The organism is Serratia sp. C2(1) (genome assembly GCF_036352655.1).
In the GTDB taxonomy this organism is placed as follows: Bacteria; Pseudomonadota; Gammaproteobacteria; order Enterobacterales; family Enterobacteriaceae; genus Serratia; species Serratia inhibens.
In genome coordinates, this window is sequence record NZ_JAZFBA010000005.1 from 193,464 (window position 1) to 212,754 (window position 19,291).

15 protein-coding genes, 4 tRNA genes and 1 other RNA gene are annotated in these 19,291 nt (G+C 54.6%); 19 read left to right on the forward strand and 1 reads right to left on the reverse strand.

Annotated elements, in window-relative coordinates:
- The first annotated feature begins 173 nt into the window (after nucleotides 1-173).
- From rho to V2S86_RS22185, 19 genes are all read left to right on the forward strand, one after another.
- On the forward strand, nucleotides 174-1,433 hold the full coding sequence (gene rho / locus V2S86_RS22095) for a transcription termination factor Rho (protein WP_004950874.1): 1,260 nt from the start codon (nucleotides 174-176) through the stop codon (nucleotides 1,431-1,433).
- Nucleotides 1,434-1,745: 312 nt separating this feature from the next.
- Complete coding sequence (gene wecA, locus V2S86_RS22100) at nucleotides 1,746-2,843, forward strand: UDP-N-acetylglucosamine--undecaprenyl-phosphate N-acetylglucosaminephosphotransferase (protein WP_119804676.1); 1,098 nt, start codon at nucleotides 1,746-1,748, stop codon at nucleotides 2,841-2,843.
- Between the two features lie 20 nt (nucleotides 2,844-2,863).
- Entirely contained in the window at nucleotides 2,864-3,916 is a 1,053-nt protein-coding gene (wzzE, locus tag V2S86_RS22105; RefSeq protein WP_330764149.1) for an ECA polysaccharide chain length modulation protein, read from the forward strand.
- A gap of 84 nt (nucleotides 3,917-4,000) precedes the next feature.
- A complete protein-coding gene (wecB, locus tag V2S86_RS22110) occupies nucleotides 4,001-5,131 on the forward strand; it encodes a non-hydrolyzing UDP-N-acetylglucosamine 2-epimerase (protein ID WP_330764150.1) in 1,131 nt (376 codons plus the stop codon).
- Nucleotides 5,128-6,390: a UDP-N-acetyl-D-mannosamine dehydrogenase gene (gene wecC, locus V2S86_RS22115; RefSeq protein WP_330764151.1), complete on the forward strand. Its 1,263-nt coding sequence runs from the start codon at nucleotides 5,128-5,130 to the stop codon at nucleotides 6,388-6,390. Before wecB ends, wecC begins: the two co-directional genes overlap by 4 nt.
- Nucleotides 6,381-7,454, forward strand: coding sequence for a dTDP-glucose 4,6-dehydratase (rffG, locus tag V2S86_RS22120; RefSeq protein ID WP_330764152.1), 1,074 nt, complete (start codon nucleotides 6,381-6,383; stop codon nucleotides 7,452-7,454). Before wecC ends, rffG begins: the two co-directional genes overlap by 10 nt.
- Nucleotides 7,455-7,503: 49 nt before the next feature.
- Complete coding sequence (gene rfbA / locus V2S86_RS22125; RefSeq protein WP_330764153.1) at nucleotides 7,504-8,385, forward strand: glucose-1-phosphate thymidylyltransferase RfbA; 882 nt, start codon at nucleotides 7,504-7,506, stop codon at nucleotides 8,383-8,385.
- Nucleotides 8,363-9,094, forward strand: coding sequence for a dTDP-4-amino-4,6-dideoxy-D-galactose acyltransferase (rffC, locus tag V2S86_RS22130; protein ID WP_330764154.1), 732 nt, complete (start codon nucleotides 8,363-8,365; stop codon nucleotides 9,092-9,094). Before rfbA ends, rffC begins: the two co-directional genes overlap by 23 nt.
- A complete protein-coding gene (rffA, locus tag V2S86_RS22135; protein ID WP_330764155.1) occupies nucleotides 9,081-10,211 on the forward strand; it encodes a dTDP-4-amino-4,6-dideoxygalactose transaminase in 1,131 nt (376 codons plus the stop codon). Before rffC ends, rffA begins: the two co-directional genes overlap by 14 nt.
- Nucleotide 10,212: 1 nt before the next feature.
- Nucleotides 10,213-11,463, forward strand: coding sequence for a lipid III flippase WzxE (gene wzxE / locus V2S86_RS22140; RefSeq protein ID WP_330764156.1), 1,251 nt, complete (start codon nucleotides 10,213-10,215; stop codon nucleotides 11,461-11,463).
- Entirely contained in the window at nucleotides 11,460-12,545 is a 1,086-nt protein-coding gene (locus V2S86_RS22145; protein ID WP_330764157.1) for a TDP-N-acetylfucosamine:lipid II N-acetylfucosaminyltransferase, read from the forward strand. Before wzxE ends, V2S86_RS22145 begins: the two co-directional genes overlap by 4 nt.
- Nucleotides 12,542-13,918, forward strand: a complete 1,377-nt coding sequence (gene wzyE, locus V2S86_RS22150; RefSeq protein ID WP_330764158.1) for an ECA oligosaccharide polymerase — start codon at nucleotides 12,542-12,544, stop codon at nucleotides 13,916-13,918. Before V2S86_RS22145 ends, wzyE begins: the two co-directional genes overlap by 4 nt.
- A 14-nt stretch (nucleotides 13,919-13,932) precedes the next feature.
- A complete protein-coding gene (gene wecG, locus V2S86_RS22155) occupies nucleotides 13,933-14,673 on the forward strand; it encodes a lipopolysaccharide N-acetylmannosaminouronosyltransferase (RefSeq protein ID WP_330764159.1) in 741 nt (246 codons plus the stop codon).
- Between the two features lie 369 nt (nucleotides 14,674-15,042).
- Nucleotides 15,043-16,446 (forward strand): bifunctional threonine/serine APC transporter ThrP, encoded by a 1,404-nt coding sequence (gene thrP, locus V2S86_RS22160; protein ID WP_330764160.1) that lies wholly within the window; start codon nucleotides 15,043-15,045, stop codon nucleotides 16,444-16,446.
- A gap of 135 nt (nucleotides 16,447-16,581) precedes the next feature.
- A tRNA-Arg gene (locus tag V2S86_RS22165) sits at nucleotides 16,582-16,658 on the forward strand.
- Nucleotides 16,659-16,717: 59 nt separating this feature from the next.
- Nucleotides 16,718-16,793 (forward strand) — tRNA-His (locus tag V2S86_RS22170).
- Between the two features lie 43 nt (nucleotides 16,794-16,836).
- Nucleotides 16,837-16,923: transfer RNA gene (locus V2S86_RS22175), tRNA-Leu, on the forward strand.
- Between the two features lie 74 nt (nucleotides 16,924-16,997).
- A tRNA-Pro gene (locus V2S86_RS22180) sits at nucleotides 16,998-17,074 on the forward strand.
- Between the two features lie 34 nt (nucleotides 17,075-17,108).
- A non-coding RNA gene (locus tag V2S86_RS22185) (RtT sRNA) lies at nucleotides 17,109-17,238 on the forward strand.
- Nucleotides 17,239-18,096: 858 nt separating this feature from the next.
- Here the strand turns inward: V2S86_RS22185 and hemY are convergent.
- Nucleotides 18,097-19,290, reverse strand: a complete 1,194-nt coding sequence (hemY, locus tag V2S86_RS22190) for a protoheme IX biogenesis protein HemY (RefSeq protein ID WP_330764161.1) — start codon at nucleotides 19,288-19,290, stop codon at nucleotides 18,097-18,099.
- Nucleotide 19,291 lies beyond the last annotated feature (1 nt).

Genomic DNA, 19,291 nt, shown 5'->3' on the forward strand with positions numbered 1-19,291 from the left:
TTTAAGGTACCTTCGATCTTAAGCCGTCAATGCGCGCGTCTCTTGTAAGCCATTTCTTACCGTGACAGCTCAGCGCCCGGTGGTCGAACGTCCAGTAAACAGGCACGTATCACGCTGCCATACCATTCACGATAGCAGTTCGAGACACACCCCGAGTTTAAGAACCCACCACTATGAATCTTACCGAATTAAAGAATACGCCGGTTTCTGAGCTGATTACTCTCGGCGAAAATATGGGGCTGGAAAACCTTGCCCGTATGCGCAAGCAGGACATTATCTTCTCCATCCTTAAGCAGCATGCGAAAAGTGGAGAAGATATCTTCGGCGATGGCGTGTTGGAGATATTGCAGGATGGATTTGGTTTCCTCCGCTCTGGAGACAGTTCCTACCTTGCAGGCCCCGACGACATCTACGTATCCCCCAGCCAAATCCGCCGTTTCAACCTCCGTACAGGTGACTCCGTTTCCGGTAAGATTCGTCCGCCAAAAGAAGGCGAGCGCTATTTTGCCCTGTTGAAAGTTAATGAAGTCAACTACGACAAACCGGAAAACGCCCGCAGCAAGATCCTGTTCGAGAACTTAACCCCGCTGCATGCCAACTCCCGTCTGCGGATGGAACGTGGCAACGGTTCAACTGAAGACCTGACGGCACGCGTGCTGGACCTGGCTTCTCCGATTGGCCGTGGTCAGCGTGGCCTGATTGTTGCTCCACCGAAAGCCGGTAAAACCATGCTGCTGCAGAACATTGCGCAGAGCATCGCCTACAACCATCCAGACTGCGTGCTGATGGTGCTGCTGATCGACGAGCGTCCGGAAGAAGTGACCGAGATGCAGCGTCTGGTGAAGGGTGAAGTCATCGCCTCTACCTTTGACGAGCCGGCTTCTCGTCACGTTCAGGTTGCGGAAATGGTGATCGAGAAGGCCAAGCGCCTGGTTGAGCACAAGAAAGACGTTATCATCCTTCTTGACTCCATCACCCGTTTGGCACGTGCCTACAACACCGTTGTGCCTGCTTCCGGTAAAGTGCTGACCGGTGGTGTGGACGCCAATGCCCTGCATCGTCCCAAGCGTTTCTTCGGTGCGGCACGTAACGTTGAGGAGGGCGGTAGCCTGACCATCATCGCTACTGCGCTGGTAGATACCGGTTCCAAAATGGACGAGGTTATCTACGAAGAGTTTAAAGGTACCGGCAACATGGAATTGCATCTGGCGCGTAAAATCGCCGAGAAGCGCGTATTCCCTGCGATCGACTACAATCGCTCCGGTACCCGTAAAGAAGAGCTGCTCACCACGTCCGAAGAACTGCAAAAAATGTGGATCCTGCGTAAAATCATTCACCCAATGGGCGAGATCGATGCGATGGAGTTCCTCATTAACAAGTTGGCCATGACCAAGACCAACGATGAATTCTTCGATATGATGAAGCGCTCATAATGACGACGCGCTCATAATTGAGTAAAAAATTCAGAGAACGCCACGCCTAGTCGTGGCGTTTTTTGCATTTGGCGGATACGATAAGTAACAGAAATGGAAATGTAAGTTTTTTTGTGACTTACTGAGAATTCATCTTATTTGCGGTCGGCGCTTTGCCGCTCGCGCTTTGTTGCTGTCTAAATGGCGGGCACACACATTGGCGTAAGAATGAATGGCTGTTGTCATAGGAAATGACTGAAAGGTAGCGGGATCCAATGGCGCAACCTGTCGCCCGTGTTAAGCTGCCTTATCTTCTACAGAGATCTGTTAACTGTGAACTTACTCACTATGAGTACTGAAATTCTATTTGTTTTCCTGTTTTCTTTGGCGTTTCTCTTTGTTGCCCGTAAAGCAGCAAAACGTATTGGTCTGGTTGATAAACCTAATTACCGTAAGCGTCATCAGGGGTTAATTCCTCTTGTCGGCGGTATTTCCGTTTATGCCGGGCTGTGCTTTGCCTTTCTTATCTCTGACCAAACGATTGCGCATGGCAAACTTTACCTGACCTGTGCGGGTATATTGGTGTTCGTTGGTGCTCTCGACGATCGTTTCGATATCAGCGTGAAAATTCGTGCTCTGGTTCAGGCGTTGGTTGGCATCGCGATGATGGTTTTCGCCGGTCTCTATCTGCGCAGTTTCGGCCACGTGCTGGGCGACTGGGAAATGCAGTTGGGGCCTTTCGGTTATCTGGTCACGCTGTTTGCCGTTTGGGCCGCCATCAACGCCTTTAACATGGTGGACGGCATTGACGGTCTGCTGGGCGGGCTTTCATGCGTTTCTTTCGGTGCGCTGGGTGTTCTGCTGTATCTGAGCGGCCATTCTGATTTGGCTTTCTGGTGCTTCGCGATGATCGCCACCATCGTTCCCTATATCCTGCTCAACCTCGGCATTCTTGGCCGCCGGTATAAAGTCTTTATGGGGGATGCGGGCAGTACGTTGATCGGCTTCACCGCCATCTGGTTGTTGCTGCAAAGCTCGCAAGGCAAAGTTCACTCCATCAATCCCGTTACCGCCCTGTGGATTATCGCTATTCCGCTGATGGACATGATTGCGATTATGTACCGTCGCTTACGCAAGGGGATGAGCCCCTTCTCCCCCGATCGTCAACACATTCACCATCTGATTATGCGCGCAGGCTTTACGCCGCGGCAGGCTTTCGTGCTGATTACCCTGGCGGCAGCGCTGCTGGCGGCGATTGGCGTGCTCGGTGAGCGCCTTACTTTTGTTCCTGAATGGGTGATGTTGGCATTATTCTTGCTTGCTTTCTTCTTGTACGGTTATTGCATCAAACGCGCCTGGCGCGTTGCACGTTACATTAAGCGTATCAAGCGCCGCTTACGGCGTTCGACCGACAATAAGCAAGTATCTTAACCAGAGGCTTTTGGGCAGTGATGAATCCAGAAACAACGTCTGACAAGAATATCCCGGCAGTGGATAACGAACTCGATATCCGCGGCCTGTGCCGTACCCTGTGGCGCGGCAAGCAATGGATTATCGGCATGGCGGCATTGTTCGCGGTGGTTGCGCTGGTCGTATCCTACCTGGTGAAACAGGAATGGAGTGCGACAGCGATTACCGATCGGCCAACCGTGAATGCACTGGGGGGCTATTACTCTCAGCAACAGTTCCTGCGAAATCTGGATGTGCGTACGCTGCCGGCGGTCTCGGCTGAGCAGCCGGGCATTGCTGACGAAGCCTATAATGAATTCATTATGCAGTTGGCGGCATACGATACGCGTCGCGATTTCTGGCTGCAGAGCGATTATTACAAACAGCGTCAGGAAGGGGATGCACGTGCTGATGCGGCATTGCTTGATGAACTGATTAACAACGTTCAGTTTACGCCGCGCGATGACAAAAAAGTGCCGAACGACGGCGTGAAGCTGACGGCGGAAACTGCGGCGGACGCCAATCACCTGCTGCGTCAGTACGTGGCATTTGCCAGCCATCGCGCAGCTCAGCACCTGAATGAAGAAATCCAGGGCGCATGGGCTGCCCGCACTACCTCGATGAAAGCGCAGGTGAAGCGTCAGGAGGCGGTGGCCGACGCGGTTTACAAGCGCGAGCTGAACACTATTGAGCAGGCGCTGAAAATTGCCGATACGCAGGGCATCAGCCGGACTCAAACCGACACGCCGGCCGAACAATTGCCGGATTCCGATCTGTTCCTGCTGGGGAAACCTATGTTGCAGGCACGTCTGGAAGGGTTGCAGGCTTCAGGGCCAACTTACGATCTGGATTACGATCAAAATCGTGCGATGCTGTCGACTTTGAATGTTGGTCCGACTCTGGACGAGAAATTTCAGACTTACCGCTATTTGCGGACCCCGGAAGAACCGGTAAAACGTGACAGCCCGCGGCGGGTATTCTGGTTGATCATGTGGGGCGCGATGGGCGCCTTGGTTGGCGCAGGTATTGCCCTGGTGCGTCGCCCGCGTAATTAAAAATAATATAATAATTCGCTTATGGGCGCGTGAGCGCCCAATTCGCAGGTATGCCTGCGATTAACCGACCAAAAGAGATTCGCTGTGAAAGTGTTGACTGTTTTCGGCACCAGACCTGAAGCCATCAAGATGGCACCGCTGGTACATGCCCTGGCTCAGGATGAAGCCTTTGAATCAAGAGTCTGCGTAACGGCACAGCATCGTGAGATGTTGGATCAAGTGTTGCGGTTATTTGAAATCGTACCTGATTACGATCTGAACATCATGAAGCCTGGCCAGGGACTGAGTGAGATTACCTGCCGCATTTTGGAAGGCTTGAAAGGCGTGTTGGAAGAATTCAAGCCGGATGTGGTGTTGGTCCACGGTGACACAACCACCACATTGGCGACCAGCCTGGCGGCTTTTTATCAGCGCATCCCGGTTGGACACGTGGAGGCGGGCTTGCGCACCGGCGATCTGTACTCGCCGTGGCCGGAAGAGGCCAACCGCAAGCTGACCGGTCATCTGGCGATGTATCATTTTGCACCGACGGAAAATTCACGCCAGAACCTGTTGCGCGAGCTGTTGCCGGACGATCATATTTTCGTTACCGGCAACACGGTTATTGATGCGTTGTTCTGGGTGCGCGACCGGGTAATGGGTGATGCCGCCGTGCATGACAGCCTGGCGCAGCGCTACCCGTTCCTGGATGCCAGCAAGAAATTGATCCTGGTGACGGGCCACCGTCGTGAAAGCTTCGGCGGCGGGTTTGAGCGGATTTGCAGCGCGCTGGCAGAAATCGCCCGTACTCATCCTGACGTACAGGTAGTGTACCCGGTGCATCTCAACCCGAACGTCAGCGAGCCGGTCAACCGCATTCTGAAAGGGATTGATAACATTATCCTGATCGATCCGCAGGATTACTTGCCCTTTGTGTATCTGATGGCTAACGCTTATATGATCCTGACCGACTCCGGTGGTATCCAGGAAGAAGCGCCGTCGTTGGGTAAACCAGTGCTGGTCATGCGTGACACTACCGAACGGCCGGAAGCGGTGGATGCGGGTACGGTCCGCCTGGTCGGCACTGACGTGGCTAAAATTGTTGATGCGGTGACCCGGCTGTTGACGGATGAAAAGGAATATCACGCCATGAGCCGGGCGCATAACCCTTACGGTGACGGGCATGCCTGCCAGCGTATTCTCGCAGCTTTGAAGAATCATCAGGTGACACTATGAGTTTTAACACTATTTCGGTTATCGGCCTGGGGTATATCGGTCTGCCAACGGCGGCGGCGTTTGCCTCTCGCAAGAAAAAAGTGGTCGGCGTAGATGTTAACCAGCATGCGGTAGATACCATTAACCGCGGCGCGATTCATATCGTTGAACCCGATCTGGATAAAGTGGTTAAAGAGGCCGTCGACGGCGGTTATCTGCAGGCGGTGACCAAACCCTTGGCCGCAGATGCTTTTTTGATCGCGGTACCGACGCCGTTTAAAGGCGATCATGAACCCGATCTGGCTTATGTCGAGGCTGCCGCCAAATCACTGGCGCCGGTGCTGAAAAAGGGTGACCTGGTTATCCTGGAGTCCACCTCTCCGGTGGGGGCTACCGAACAGATGGCGCAGTGGCTGGCCGAGGCGCGCAGCGATCTCAGCTTCCCGCAGCAAGCGGGAGAAGCCGCCGATGTGAATATCGCTTACTGTCCGGAGCGTGTGCTGCCGGGGCAGGTGATGGTTGAGCTGATTCAGAACGATCGCGTTATCGGTGGCATGACGCCAAAATGCTCGGATCGCGCCAGCGAGTTGTACAAGATTTTCCTTGAAGGCGAATGTGTGGTGACCAATTCACGCACCGCCGAGATGTGCAAACTGACCGAAAACAGTTTCCGCGACGTGAATATCGCCTTTGCGAATGAGTTGTCGCTGATTTGCGCCGAGCAGGGCATCAACGTCTGGGAACTTATCCGTCTGGCGAATCGCCATCCGCGGGTGAATATCCTGCAGCCAGGTCCAGGCGTCGGCGGCCACTGCATCGCGGTCGATCCGTGGTTTATCGTGTCGCAAAATCCGCAGCAGGCGCGCCTGATCCATACCGCGCGTCTGGTGAATGACGGAAAACCGCTGTGGGTGGTTGACCGTGTGAAAGCCGCCGTTGCCGACTGTCTGGCAGCCACCGACAAGCGCGCTTCAGAAGTGAAAATTGCCTGTTTCGGTCTGGCTTTCAAGCCGAATATCGACGATTTGCGCGAAAGTCCGGCGGTGGAAGTGGCGCATCTGATTGCTGATTGGCACGTCGGCGAAACGTTGGTGGTAGAACCCAATGTTGAACAGTTGCCGAAATCTCTGGCCGGTCACGTGACGCTGAAAGCGTTGGCCGATGCCTTGCAGCAGGCGGATGTGATCGTAATGCTGGTCGACCATAAGCAATTCAAAGCGATCAAGCCGGAAGAAATAAAACAAACGTGGGTTGTTGATACAAGAGGAGTATGGCGTTGAAGCGTATTTTAGTCACTGGAGGCGCTGGTTTTATTGGCTCCGCGGTTGTGAGACATATCATTGAAGCTACGCAGGACAGCGTCATGGTGGTCGATAAGCTTACCTATGCGGGCAATCTGGAGTCGCTCTCGGTGATTGCCGATAACGAACGCTATTCGTTTGAACAGGTGGATATTTGCGATCGTGCGGCGTTGGATCGGGTGTTTGCCCAGTATCAGCCGGATGTGATCATGCACCTGGCGGCGGAAAGCCATGTCGATCGTTCTATCGACGGCCCGGCGGCATTTATTGAAACCAACGTGGTGGGGACCTACACCATGCTGGAAGCTGCCCGCCATTATTGGCAGCCGCTGGACGCGGAAAGAAAGCAGAATTTCCGCTTTCACCACATTTCCACCGATGAAGTGTATGGCGATCTGCACGGCACTGACGATCTGTTCACTGAAACCACGCCTTACTCGCCAAGCAGCCCGTATTCGGCTTCCAAGGCTTCCAGCGATCATCTGGTGCGTGCCTGGTTGCGTACCTACGGTCTGCCGACCATCGTCACCAACTGTTCCAATAACTACGGTCCGTATCACTTCCCGGAGAAGCTGATCCCGCTGGTGATCCTCAATGCCGTTGCCGGCAAGCCACTGCCGGTGTACGGCGACGGTGCGCAGGTGCGTGACTGGCTGTATGTTGAAGACCACGCTCGTGCGCTGTATCAGGTCGTCACCGAAGGTGTGATCGGTGAAACCTACAATATCGGCGGCCACAACGAGCGCAAGAATATTGAGGTGGTACACACTATCTGCGATCTGTTGGAAGAACTGGCTCCGGCTAAGCCGTTGGGCGTGGAGAAATACCGCGACCTGATTACTTACGTCAAGGATCGTCCGGGCCATGATATGCGTTATGCGATCGATGCCGGGAAAATTGACCGGGAACTGGGCTGGCGGCCACAGGAGACCTTTGAAAGCGGTATCCGCAAAACGGTTTCCTGGTATCTGAACAACGAAACCTGGTGGCGTCGTGTTCAGGATGGTTCCTATGCGGGTGAGCGTTTAGGTTTATCCGACTAAATTTATTGCAGTACTGCCCGAGAGGCAGCCTGTAGATTTTGGAGTCAGTATGAAAGGCATTATTTTGGCCGGCGGTTCCGGTACCCGTTTGCATCCTATTACCCGCGGCGTATCCAAACAGCTGTTGCCCATTTACGACAAGCCGATGATTTACTACCCGATGTCAGTGCTGATGCTGGCGGGGATACGCGACATTTTGATCATTTCCACCCCGGAGGATTTGCCTTCATTCCAGCGACTGCTGGGGAACGGCGATCAGTTTGGCGTGAATCTTAGCTATGCCGCGCAGCCGAAGCCGGAAGGCCTGGCGCAGGCGTTCCTGATTGGTGAAGAGTTCATCAACGGCGATTCTTGCTGCCTGGTGCTGGGCGATAACATTTTCTTCGGTCAGTCTTTCAGCCCTAAATTAAAAACCGTGGCGACGCGCACCGAAGGTGCAACGGTATTCGGCTATCAAGTGATGGATCCCGAGCGCTTCGGTGTGGTGGAGTTTGACGAAAACTTCCGCGCGCTGTCGATCGAAGAAAAACCGAAAAAACCCAAGTCAGACTGGGCGGTAACCGGCCTGTATTTCTACGACAAGCAGGTGGTGGAGTTTGCCAAACAGGTGAAGCCTTCCGAGCGCGGCGAACTGGAAATCACCAGCATTAACCAGATGTACCTGGAGCGTGGTGAACTGACCGTCGAGCTGCTGGGCCGCGGTTTTGCCTGGCTGGATACCGGCACTCACGACAGCCTGCTGGAAGCCAGCAGTTTTGTTCAGACGGTGGAAAAACGTCAGGGCTTTAAAATTGCCTGTCTGGAAGAGATCGCCTGGCGCAACGGCTGGCTGGATGACAAAGGCCTGAAGCGTGCCGCCAACTCGCTGTCCAAAACCGGTTACGGCAAGTATTTGCTGGATCTGCTGCATGTGCGTCCACGCCACTATTGAACCCTTGGCCTGGGAAACCGAGTTTTTTGCGCTTAACAGTGCCAAACTCAGTTTTTCCTCTGCGGCCCCGGCGCTCGCCGAGGTCGATTTGGCCGCCTATGAACTGGTGCAGGCAAAAATTCCGGCTAATCAAACGGCCTGGGCGGATGGATTGGCCAGTTTGGGTTTCCAACTGGTGGAAGGTGAAGTCGATCTGGTGCTGAATATCGGCACGGAATGTGCATCATCCCCGAGCGTGCTGCCTCGGGCCATTCGTCCGGCAGTGCCGGACGATATCCCGGCGCTGCGTGATGCGGCGGCCAAGGTGTTCACTGCCAGCCGTTTTCGTGCGCCCTGGTATGACGTTCATGACAGCGGCCGCTTCTATGCTATGTGGATAGAAAAAGCGGTATTGGGGACATTTGACCACCAGTGCCTGCTGGCGCTGGATGAAGCCGGGCAGCCTGAAGGGTTTGTCAGCCTGCGCGATATCGGTGGTCAGGAGGCGCGCATTGGCCTTTTGGCGGCGTTCCCCGGCGCCTCCGGTAAAGGGATTGGCTCCCGATTGATGGCGGCTGTTATTGCTGAGTGCCGGCAACGGCAACTGCAGTCTCTTCGGGTAGCGACCCAGATCGGTAATATCGCCGCGTTACGGCTCTATCAACGACAGGGTGCCGCTATCGAAAGCACCTCGTATTGGTTATACAGAGGAAAACATGATCCCATTTAACGCACCACCGGTTGTTGGCACCGAACTTGAGTATATGCAGGCTGCGATGGGCAGTGGCAAGCTGTGTGGCGATGGGGGATTTACCCGCCGTTGCCAGCAGTGGATGGAACAGCGTTTTGGCTGCCCGAAGGTGCTGTTGACGCCGTCCTGCACCGCCTCGCTGGAGATGGCGGCTATCCTGCTGGATATTCAGCCGGGCGATGAAGTGATCATGCCGAGCTTCACCTTCGTTTCAACCGCCAACGCCTTTGTGCTGCGCGGCGCTAAAGTGGTGTTTGTCGACCTGCGCCCGGACACCATGAACATCGATGAGAGCAAAATCGAAGCGGCGATCACCGATAAGACCCGCGCCATTGTGCCGGTTCATTACGCCGGCGTGGCCTGCGAGATGGACACCATCATGGCGCTGGCGAAAAAATACAATTTGTACGTGGTGGAAGATGCCGCCCAGGGCGTGATGTCGACCTATAAAGGTCAAGCGCTCGGCACCATCGGCCATATTGGTTGTTTCAGCTTCCACGAAACCAAAAACTACACCGCAGGCGGTGAGGGCGGCGCCACGCTGATTAACGATCCGGCGCTGATCGACCGGGCGGAAGTCATTCGCGAGAAAGGCACCAACCGCAGCCAGTTCTTCCGTGGTCAGGTCGACAAGTACACCTGGCGCGATATCGGTTCCAGCTATCTGATGTCAGATCTGCAGGCCGCTTATCTGTGGGGCCAGCTCGAAGCTGCCGATCGCATTAACCAACGCCGTCTGGCGCTATGGCAGAACTATTACGATAGCTTCCTGCCGCTGGCCGAGGCCGGCCGCATCGTATTGCCGACCATTCCGGCGGGCTGCGTGCAAAATGCGCACATGTTCTATATCAAACTGCGCGATATTGAAGACCGCACGGCGTTTATCGATTATCTGAAAGAAGCCGAAATCATGGCGGTGTTCCATTACATTCCGCTGCATGACTGCCCGGCGGGCGATCGTTTCGGCCGTTTTGCCGGCGAAGACCGCTTCACCAGCCAGGAAAGCGCGCGCCTGGTGCGCCTGCCGCTGTTCTACAATATGTCTGAGGTTAATCAGCGTACGGTGATCAATACCATTCTTAGTTTCTTCGCCTGATATGTCGTTGGCAAAAGCATCGATTTGGACCGCCGGCTCCACGCTGATCAAAATTGGCGTGGGGTTATTGGTGGTGAAGTTGCTGGCGGTGGCGTTTGGCCCCAGCGGCGTTGGGCAGGCGGGTAACTTCCGCCAACTGATCACCGTGCTGGGCGTGCTGTCCGGAGCCGGTATTTTTAACGGCATCACTAAATACGTCGCCGAGTATCATCAGGATCCACAGCGGTTGCGGCTGGCGGTCGGCACGGCGTCGACTATCGTGCTGGGCTTCTCGACGCTGTTGGCGCTGGTGTTTTTATTTGCAGCCGTGCCCATCAGCATTGCGCTGTTCGGCCACGCCGACTATGTGAACGTGGTGCGAGCGGTGGCCTTTATTCAGATGGGTATTGCCTACGCCAACCTGTTTATGGCGGTGCTGAAAGGTTACCGCGATGCGATGGGCAACGCGTTGGCGGTGATTGGCGGCAGCCTGATTGGCGTGGTGGCGTATTACCTGTGCTTTAAGCTGGGTGGTTATGAAGGCGCGCTTGCGGGGTTGGCGTTGGTGCCGGCATTGGTGGTATTACCCGCCGGCTTCATACTGTGGCGGCGCAAGACCTTGCCGCTGCGTTATCTGGCGCTGGCCTGGGACAAGGCGCTGGCCAGTCATCTCGGCAAGTTCACCCTTATGGCGCTGATGACCTCAGTGACGCTGCCGGTGGCCTATGTGATGATGCGTAACCTGCTGGCCAGCCATTACAGTTGGGATGAGGTGGGGATTTGGCAGGGCGTCAGCAGCATTTCCGACGCTTATCTGCAGTTTATCACCGCTTCGTTTACCGTCTATCTGCTGCCGACGCTGTCGCGCCTGAAGGACAAAAGCGCCATCTCGCAAGAGATTGTGCGCTCGCTGAAGTTCGTGCTGCCCGCCGTGGCGGCAGCGAGTTTCACCGTTTGGCTGCTGCGCGATTTCGCCATCTGGTTGCTGTTCACGGACAAGTTCGTCGCCATGCGCGATTTGTTCGCCTGGCAACTGGTGGGGGATGTACTTAAGGTGGGCGCTTATGTCTTTGGCTACCTGGTTATCGCCAAGGCGTCGCTGCGCTTTTACATCCTGACGGAAGTCAGCCAGTTTGCGCTGCTGACGCTGTTTTCGCACTGGCTGATACCGCTGCACGGCGCATTGGGTGCGGCACAGGCCTATATGGCAACCTACATCGTGTATTTCGCGCTCTGTAGCTGCGTATTTCTTCTTTATCGTAGACGAGTATGACCATACTGATTCACGTATTGGGATCTGATATCCCGCATCACAATCAGACGGTGTTGCGTTTCTTCAACGACGTGTTGGCGAAGCGCCTGCCGCCCGAACAGACGCGCCATTTTATGGTGGCGGCCAGAGACGTAGCGGCGCTGGGCGATTTTCCCGAGCTGAGCATTGAGGCTTTCCCGGATAAGAAAAGCCTGGCGGCGGCGGTCATTTCTCGCGCTCAGGCCGATCGTAATCAGCGTTTCTTCCTGCATGGGCAGTTTAATCCCGCACTGTGGCTGGCGTTGCTGAGCGGTAAAATCAAAGCTCGCCAGGTGAGCTGGCATATCTGGGGCGCGGATTTGTATGAGGATGCCACCCATTGGAAATTTCGTCTGTTCTATTTACTGCGCCGCATCGCACAGGGGCGGGTGGCGCATGTATTTGCTACCCGCGGCGACGTGATCCATTACCAGCAGCGCCATGCGCGCGTGCCGGCCTCGCTGTTGTATTTTCCAACGCGAATGGATCCGGCGCTGACCGGCATTAGCGTAGAGAAAAGCCTGGCCGGGCCAATGACCATTTTGGTCGGGAATTCCGGCGATCGTACCAACCGCCACGTTGAAGCGCTGAAGGCGATTCACCAGCAGTTCGGTGCGGACGTGCGCGTGATCCTGCCGATGGGTTATCCGACCAACAACGACGCCTACATTGAGCAGGTGCGTACCGCCGGGCTGCAGTTGTTCGGCGACAAGAACCTGCAGTTGCTGACGCAGCAGGTGGCGTTCGACGATTATTTGAACATTTTACGTGAGTGCGATCTCGGCTACTTTATTTTTAACCGCCAGCAGGGTATCGGTACCCTGTGTTTGCTGATTCAGTTCGGTGTGCCGTTTGTGCTCAGCCGGCAGAACCCTTTCTGGCAGGATTTGGCGGAGCAGCATCTGCCGGTGTTATTCTACGGTGATTCGCTGGATGAAGCGGTGGTGCGCGAGGCGCAGCGCCAACTGGCATCGGTAGATAAACAGGCGATCGCTTTCTTTAATCCAAACTATATTGATGGCTGGCAACAGGCATTGGCGCTGGGTGCGGGGGAAGGCTCATGACGTTGGCGCAATTTGGCGGATTGTTTGCCGTCTATCTGGTCGGCGTGCTGTTTATCCTTACTCTGACCTATCAGGAGTTTCGGCGCATCCGCTTTAACTTCAATGTGTTCTTTTCCCTGCTGTATTTGCTGACGTTTTTCTTCGGCTTTCCGCTGACGTGTCTGTTGGTGTTTCAGTTCGACGTTGTGGTGGTGCCGGTCGAGTTCCTGCTGTACGCCATTCTCTCCGCTACCGCGTTTTACGCGATTTATTACGTCAGTTATAAAACCCGGCTGCGTAAGCCCAGCGAGCGACCGCGTAAACCGGTATTTACCATGAATCGGGTGGAAACCAACCTGACCTGGATACTGCTGGCGCTGGTGGCCATCGGCACCGTTGGCATTTTCTTCATGCAAAACGGTTTTCTGTTGTTCAAGCTCAACTCTTATAGCCAGATTTTCTCCAGCGACGTATCCGGCGTAGCGCTCAAGCGGTTCTTCTATTTCTTTATTCCGGCAATGCTGGTGGTGTATTTCCTGAAACAGGATCTGCGCGCCTGGTTCTTCTTCCTGGCAGCAACGGTGGCCTTCGGTATCCTGACCTACGTGATTGTCGGCGGTACCCGCGCCAATATCATCATTGCTTTCTCGCTGTTTTTGTTTATCGGCATCGTGCGCGGCTGGATTTCGCTGTGGATGTTGGTGGCCGCCGGCGTGTTCGGCATCGTCGGCATGTTCTGGCTGGCGTTAAAGCGTTACAGCCTGGACGTCAGCGGTTCTGAAGCGTTTTACACCTTCCTTTACCTGACGCGAGACACTTTCTCGCCATGGGAAAACCTGGCGTTGTTGCTGCAAAACTACGACAAAATCGACTTCCAGGGGCTGGCACCGATAGTGCGTGACTTCTATGTGTTCATTCCGGCTTGGCTATGGCCGGGCCGCCCGGATACGGTGCTGAATACCGCCAACTATTTCACCTGGGAAGTCTTGGATAACCATTCCGGCCTGGCGATCTCACCGACGCTGATCGGGTCGCTGGTGGTGATGGGCGGCGCGTTGTTCATCCCTGTTGGCGCCGTGTTGGTTGGCATGATCATCAAATGGTTCGACTGGCTGTACGAAATGGGTAAAAGCGAGCCTAACCGCTATAAGGCAGCCATATTGCAGAGTTTCTGTTTTGGGGCGGTGTTCAATATTATCGTCTTGGCGAGGGAAGGCGTGGATTCGTTTGTCTCGCGGGTGGTGTTCTTCTGCCTTATTTTTGGCGTCTGTTTGTTGATGGCGAAATTGCTGTACTGGCTGTTCGACACTGCCGGTTTGATTAAAGCACGGGTGTTGCGTTCACGCAGGCCGGCTTCACCGGCATCCTCCCCGCGCGTCAACGGTCTTCTGTAAGGATAAGAATAACGATGGAAGCAACGATTAGGGTTCCCAAGTACGAGCTGCGCGGTTTCAGCCTTTGGGGATTTCGCGATATGGCGCAATGCATGGATTTTCTGTTTGACGGTGGTCAGGTAAAACAGGGCACGCTGGTGGCAATGAACGCAGAAAAGATACTGAAGGCGGAGGAAGATACCGCGTTGCATGCACTGCTGGACGAAGCGGAATACAAATATGCCGACGGTATCAGCATGGTACGATCAATCCGCCGCAAATATCCGGGCGCTGACGTGTCGCGCGTGGCGGGAGCCGATCTGTGGGAAGCGCTGATGCAGCGTGCCGGCCGAGAAGGGACGCCGGTGTTCCTGATTGGTGGCCAACCTGCGGTACTGGCGGAAACCGAGCAGAAGTTGCGCAGCCAGTGGAATGTGAACCTGGTCGGCAGTCAGGATGGTTACTTCAAGCCTGAACAGCGCGATGCGCTGTTTGAACGCATCCGCGCCAGCGGCGCCGCCATAGTGACGGTTGCCATGGGATCGCCGAAACAGGAAATCCTGATGCGCGACTGCCGCAAGGTGCACCCGCAAGCATTGTATATGGGCGTAGGCGGGACCTACGACGTATTCACCGGTCACGTGAAGCGTGCGCCAAAGGTGTGGCAGAATCTTGGCCTGGAGTGGCTTTACCGGCTGCTCAGCCAACCCAGCCGGATTGGCCGCCAGCTGAAACTGCTGAAATTTGTGGGTTACTACTACCGCGGCAAGATGTGATAACTACGTCGGGGTGCATTGTGCTGCCCTGGCGTATTCACTGGTTCAAAAAAACGGCTTTATGACGCATTAGGCAGCACTTCTATAACCTCAGCCCCTAAGCCCTTCCTCATTTATTCCATAAAGTTTTAAGTTGCGGTTTGCTTATAGCGGCAAAATGCGAAACGATACCGCCCGGAAATTATCCCCAGCCGCTGGCGCCCGGAGCGGCAGCGCTGAACGACGTTTTTCTCGCCGTAAGATCGCCCCGAACATACATTGATGTCAGCCAAAGCGGCGGGGGATGATTTACTCTATTTTAATTAAAAACAATAACGACCGGCAGCGGCCGGCACGCAAACACAATCAAAAAAACATCATTGAGGATCTATGGCACACAAAGAAAAACCGCAAGGACTGCACCGGGGGCTCGAGGCCCGGCATATTGAGCTGATTGCTCTGGGTGGCACCATTGGCGTCGGCCTGTTTATGGGGTCGGCCAGCACGCTGAAATGGGCGGGGCCGTCGGTATTGTTGGCCTATATCATCGCCGGATTGTTCGTGTTCTTTATTATGCGTTCGATGGGCGAGATGCTGTTCCTCGAGCCGGTAGCGGGTTCTTTCGCCGTTTATGCGCATAAATACATGGGGCCGTATTTTGGCTATCTCACCGCCTGGGGCTATTGGTTTATGTGGATTGCCGTGGGCATCTCCGAAATCACCGCCATTGGGGTTTATGTCCAGTTCTGGTTCCCGGAAATCCCGCAGTGGGTGCCGGCACTGATCGCCGTGGCGATGGTCGCTTTGGCCAACATGGCGGCGGTGCGTCTTTACGGTGAACTGGAGTTCTGGTTTGCCATGATTAAGGTGACCACCATCATCGTGATGATTCTGGTGGGTCTGGGGGTGATCTTCTTTGGCTTTGGCAACGGCGGCGAGCCGATCGGTTTCGCCAATCTTACGCAACACGGCGGCTTCTTTGCCGGTGGTTGGAAGGGCTTCCTGTTTGCGCTGTGTATCGTTGTGGCGTCTTATCAGGGGGTTGAACTGGTCGGCATTACCGCCGGTGAGGCCAAGAACCCGCAGGTCACGCTGAAACGCGCGATTAACAATATCCTGTGGCGCATTCTGATCTTCTATGTCGGCGCCATCTTTGTCATCGTCACTATTTTCCCGTGGAACGGTATTGGCACCAGCGGCAGCCCGTTCGTGCTGACCTTCGCCAAAATCGGTATTGTCGCCGCCGCCGGTATCATTAACTTCGTGGTGCTGACCGCGGCACTCTCCGGCTGCAACAGCGGTATGTACAGCGGTGGCCGCATGCTGTACGCCCTGGCCAAGAACCGCCAACTGCCGGTTTGGTTGACCAAGCTGTCCGCCAGCGGCGTGCCGGTGAACTGCATTGCCGTGACCATCGTCTGCCTGCTGATCGGCTCCGGGCTGAACTACCTCATTCCGAATCCGCAGCAGGTGTTTGTCTATGTCTACAGCGCCAGTGTGCTGCCCGGTATGGTGCCGTGGTTTGTGGTGTTGATTAGCCAGCTGTATTTCCGTCGCGCCCATAAAGAAGCGATCAAAACCCACAGTTTCAAGTCGGTGATGTTCCCGTATGTGAACTATCTGACCATCGCTTTCCTGGTCTGCGTACTGATTGGCATGGGAATTAACCCCGATACGCGCATTTCTCTGCTGGTGGGGGCGATTTTCTTGGCGGGTGTTAGCCTGTGCTACTTTGTTTTCGGCATGCACAAGAAACATCATCCGGCTGAAAAACGGGCAGAAACGCAGCAATAACCGGTGAAAAGGGGCTACGGATAGCGCTTTCCGGCGTGGGAGTGAGCAAAGCGTAATCAAACGCAACATTTCTTCGAAAAAGCACTAGACAGGATTGGGTTAAATCCGTAGTATCCCCTCCCGCAACGGCGCTACGCGCCCGTAGCTCAGCTGGATAGAGCGCTGCCCTCCGGAGGCAGAGGTCTCAGGTTCGAATCCTGTCGGGCGCACCATTAAGTTTGTGTGCAAGAGCTGCGGTGGTAGTATTACCGCGTGAAGTTAAGAAGTAATGGTGGCTATAGCTCAGTTGGTAGAGCCCTGGATTGTGATTCCAGTTGTCGTGGGTTCGAGTCCCATTAGCCACCCCACTTCCTAAGAGAAGTGAAGAATTGTAAGCTGTTTTGTGACTGTGCGAAGGTGGCGGAATTGGTAGACGCGCTAGCTTCAGGTGTTAGTGTTCTTACGGACGTGAGGGTTCAAGTCCCTCTCTTCGCACCACACAAAATGTCTGATAAATTTAATATTTACATAGACATAAGCGATAAAATTCAGTAGTATCTGCAACAAGAAATCGGCGAGTAGCGCAGCTTGGTAGCGCAACTGGTTTGGGACCAGTGGGTCGGAGGTTCGAATCCTCTCTCGCCGACCACATTTAAGAAACCTGCTTTTCAAGCAGGTTTTTTTTCGTCTGTAGTTTATGAGGATGAGAACCTCCGAAGGAGGTTTGAGCCGAGCGTAAGCGAGACCACGTTGCTTTGGCAACGGCCCGCAGGGCAAGCATCGCAGATGCGCGTAATCCTCTCTCGCCGACCACTTTCAGAAAAGCCCGTTCAGCAATGAACGGGCTTTTCGCTTTCTGTAATCCGTACTTTTTATTTTCTTTAGCCTTGTCCTTGTCCTTCTTGTCTGCGGTTTTTGGCTCATCGTTGGGTTTCAGCGACATGGGTATCATGCATTGTCGTCAGGTTGAGACATATAACGTTATGATTTTATTTGATAAAAATCACTTTGGCTTAAGTCGTCGTTTTAAGGCGACAGAGTTAGCTGCAGCAGACCAAGAGAATGGCGCAGGAGAACGCACAGCGCTATCGGCATGAAAATAATTAAATGTTTTGTAATTCAATGGAATAGTGATTTTTGTGTGAAATTTGGCGAGCGTCTGCCTAAAATTGGCACGCCATGTGCAATATCTATTCTGTAGATGCTCATTCCACCTCTTATGTTCGCCTTAGGCTTCATAAACCCTGGGAATGATGCAGAGCCGATTTAGGGTGCCTATTGTCCACCAGAACGATGACAGCGTTGTTTGCAACTGCTGACATCACACTCCGGGCATAACGTTGAGTGAGGCACCGCCCCTGTTGTCCTAGACCTGATTGCTTTTTTATACACTTGCCACCGCGGCAAGTGTTTTTTTTTGCCTATCCCCTTCATACTTGAAGTTGTATCTGTGTTGGCTGCGTTTGTGCACCCCAGTCACTTACCTGAGTAAGCTTCTGGGGATTTACAAACTTGCCGCCTTGATACAGCTTCAATTATTTTGGGTATATATAATTGCCATACTTGAAGCCGTGTCTGTGTTGGCTGCATTTGTTTGGCCCGGTCAGAGAATAAAGAGCATAAAAAAGGCGCGACCAGAGGGCGCGCCTTGAGGACCATACATTGCCGGCGTTACTCGCCGTTATGCTTCAGCGTCAGCATCAGCCCTTCACGCCGCATTTGAGCGGCTTCGTCCGAACGGTGCAACTTATCCAGCACATCAGCCAACCAGGCGTAGTCGTAGGCATCCGGACGCTGTTTCAGCGCTTCCCGGAATGCGTCGGCGGCCTGCTGCCATTCACCGTGTTTCATCAACAGCTGACCGAGCGTACTGTTCAGCAACGGCGTGGCGCCATGCTGTTTGACCTGCTGACGCAGCGCTTTTTCCAGCTGTTCCGGATTGCCGGACTTCAGACGGGGGATCAACAACACCAGACGTTCGTCATACTGACGCTTCAGGCTGTCGAGCACGATTTCTTGCGCCATTTCGTGGTCATTGCATTCGATCAGGTGTTCTATCATCGCAATTTGCAGCGGGACTTCATGGCGGGTTTTACGGCTCTGATCTTTCCACCAGCGCTTCAGGCCATCGCTGCCCTCGTCTGCCATCGCCTGGTTCATCAGGCCGATATAAGCCTGTTGTTGCAGCGCTTGCAGTTCATCTTCGGTGTGCAAATTGATTTTGCCCATCGACGGCAGAATTTCCAGCAGCGAGGCAAAAGCACCGGTGCGCAGATAAGCCTGCTCTGCCAGACGCAAGACCTCCGGATGGCGTGGTGCCTGGTTCAGCAGACGATCGACGCCGTGACGCGCGGCATGGTTTTCCCCCTGCGCCAGTTGAATGCGCACGCGCGTGATATCCACCGGCAACTGATCGGTATCGGCGGCCTCGGCTGCGCGCTCCAGATACTGATTGGTGCGGAAAGCATCACCGCGTTGCTGTGCGGCTTCGGCAGCCAGCAGATAGTTCACTACCGGCTGTTCGGCGTGGTCGGCATTGCGCGTCAGCAGTTTTTCAACCTGCTTGTAATCCCCTTCAGCCAGTTTGATCAGCGCGGCTTTGGTTTGTTTGCGTGCCCGGCTGCGTTTGCGGCCAAGGAACCAGCCGCGGGTGCGGGCGCCAGTGCGGAAGAGGCGGCGCAGGATCCATTCGATCACCAGCAGCACGACAAAGAACAGGACAGCCATGATCACCAGGCCGGTGACGCTGGTTTCGACATTGTAGTTGTCGGTCTGGATCAGCACATAGCCCTGATGGCCGGCCAGCATCGGGCCGACTACCACGCTTGCGATCAGTACCAGGAACAGAAATAGCACGCGTAACATG